The following is a 2,505-nucleotide window of genomic DNA, read 5'->3' on the forward strand; positions in this document are numbered from 1 at the left end:
AAAGCAAAAGGATGCAAACTATTGGGATCTATCTGCTGAATAAATTCTAGGAATTCTGACTGGCAGCTTCGTTTCTAAGCTTCTTTGTTATCATCATTTCTATATTGTTAAACAAGTCTAATATTTTCTGCTTGTTTGCCTGGAGATATTCTGCTCCCTTGTCTGTGAGTCTTACCTTNGTCTGCTGAATAAATTTTAAGAATTCTGACTGGCAGCTTCGTTTCTAAGTTTCTTTGTTATCATCATTTCTATGTTGTTAAACAAGTCCATTATTTTCTGCTTGTTTACCTGGAGATATTCTGATCCTTTGTCGGTGAGTCTTACCTTGTACAACCTAATGTCACGATGCTCTTCAAAAAAGTATTCAATCATCTGTCCGCCTTTCTTTGCAGGTTCGATGAATACATCAAGATTTTCAATTATTTCTTTGACATCTCCTTTCTCAATTGATGCCTTGGTAGATTGCACTGCCTCGTTTATCTCCTTTAGATTTNCTTGCAATGATTTCCTTGACATCGCCTTTCTCAATTGATGTCTTGGTAGATTGCACTGCCTCGTTTATCTCCTTTAGATTTTGTATTACAATTGGCTGGGATTTTTTTGCAGCTCCGAAAAAGCCTTTCTTTTCTACACCAATTTTTTCTGCAAGCTCTGGAACAATTTCAAATTCTTCGACTTTTTGTAATCCTAGATTCTTTTCTGTTTTTATCAGCAATCCTTTCTCGACAAGTTTTCTTGCAGCATCTTCGACTTCGAGCTTGCCAACCATTGTAGTCCAGACAATCTGTCCTACTTTGCGATATCCTTGTCTTACTGATTCAAGTACAACAACTTCTACAATTCTTCTGTATCCTTCATCGGTTCTGATGTTTTCAAAGTCCTTGTCCCTTACTGCTTTTTTTGCATTCTTGACATCGATCTCAATTGAGCGCTTTAATGCCTCAATAGATTCTGGTATGTGATTCAATAACGAGTGGTAACATGCCTTGTTGTACCATGACATTCCATCTGTGGAATTGGAATCAATTGCCTTTTCTACACTGTCTAGTGCTTTATCATAATTTTTTTGTTGATAGTAAATCAGACCTTTCAAGTTCCATGCTTCTGCATTTGTGACATCGATTTCATGGACCTTGTTGTATGATTCCATTGCGCCTGCAAAATCATTCATGTGAAAACGTGCATATCCTAACTTGAGCAATGATTCCATGTGTCTTGGGTCGATTCGTAATGCATCCTCAAATGCCCTTGCCGCATCCTCCAACCTCTCATCTGCCATGAGGGAGACTCCCTTCTTGTAGTGCTTGTTTCTGTTATAATTGGAATCTGTTATCTTGGTACTTGGCTCTGATTCTGCCTTTCTAATCTCAGAAAGTGGCTCTTCCTTTTTGTCCTTGAGTATCTTTTTCACGGTTAACAAAATGTGGATTAGCCGTAGATAAATAGATTAGTTTGAAAATCAGGCAGCCAGGAAGGTAGAAAACAGATTTCCAAGTGTCTAAAAATTCACAAATGGGCTTTATATCATATTGAAAATACAAAAATACTAAGGGATTACACGTAGAATATGTCATCAAAAGATAACACTATAGAGATCTCTGGCGAGTCACCCTTTAAGATCTTGTCAGGTGTCTTTGAGGTGCAAATTGCACTCTGTGATGCCCAGCCTTCTCTTGATGATGTAAAGAAAAGAAGTTTCCATTCTCTATGGAAGGACAATTTTCATCTTAGAGTAAAAGACAAAAAATTTACCCAAGTTATTGGTTCTGCAAAAAATCCAATTCCATCAACAGTATTTCAAAAGGGAACTGTCTGGGTTGTCGTAATTGACCAGTTTTCATCAATTCATTCTAGTTTTCAAATTACTGTTCCAAAAATTGACTCTGACTATGTCGAGCCAACTCCAGAACCAGAGCCAGTAACACGTCATACAAAATCAGATTCTGAAATTCCTAAACAAAAAATTGTGATGGAGCCCCATCCAAGGTGAAAGAGGCGCACGAGGTCCGTCCGGTCCAATGGGTCCTGCTGGTCCTATNCACTGTTCCAAAAATTGAATCTGACTATGTAGAGCCAGCTCCCGAACCAGAGCCAGTAACACGTCATACTAAATCTGATTCTGAAATTCCTAAACAAAGAATTGTGATGGAACCTTATCAAGTTGAAAGAGGCACACGAGGTCCGTCCGGTCCAATGGGTCCTGCTGGTCCTATGGGACAACCAGGACCAATGGGTCAACCTGGTGTACAAGGTCCAACTGGTCCTATGGGTGTACAAGGTGACAAGGGATCTCCAGGTCCATATGGAGAAAAAGGTGACAAGGGACCACCAGGTCCTCCTGGTGACAAAGGCGACAGGGGCGATAAAGNCGGACCGATGGGCCAGCCTGGTGTGCAAGGTCCTTCAGGACCTATGGGTGTACAAGGTGACAAGGGACCACCAGGCCCCTATGGAGAAAAAGGTGACAAGGGACCGCCAGGTCCTCCTGGTGACAAAGGCGACAGG

General features: G+C 40.7%; 1 protein-coding gene and 1 pseudogene. One reads left to right on the forward strand and one right to left on the reverse strand.

What is annotated here, in order from left to right:
* Positions 1 to 494: 494 nt before the first annotated feature.
* Positions 495 to 1,279 (reverse strand): annotated as a pseudogene (locus DYY66_RS14910) (tetratricopeptide repeat protein); the annotation flags it as partial.
* 288 nt (positions 1,280 to 1,567) lie between these two features.
* On the opposite strand from DYY66_RS14910, the gene DYY66_RS09755 reads away from it, so the two are divergent.
* On the forward strand, positions 1,568 to 1,990 hold the full coding sequence (locus DYY66_RS09755) for a hypothetical protein (RefSeq protein WP_166288749.1): 423 nt from the start codon (positions 1,568 to 1,570) through the stop codon (positions 1,988 to 1,990).
* Positions 1,991 to 2,505: the final 515 nt, after the last annotated feature.

The organism is Candidatus Nitrosotalea sp. FS (genome assembly GCF_011319475.1).
Classification (GTDB): Archaea; Thermoproteota; Nitrososphaeria; order Nitrososphaerales; family Nitrosopumilaceae; genus Nitrosotalea.

What these genes read in the sequence shown, in the direction of transcription:
- DYY66_RS09755 (WP_166288749.1), top strand. Translation starts at nt 1,568, where the DNA reads ATGTCATCAAAAGATAACACTATAGAGATCTCTGGCGAGTCACCCTTT.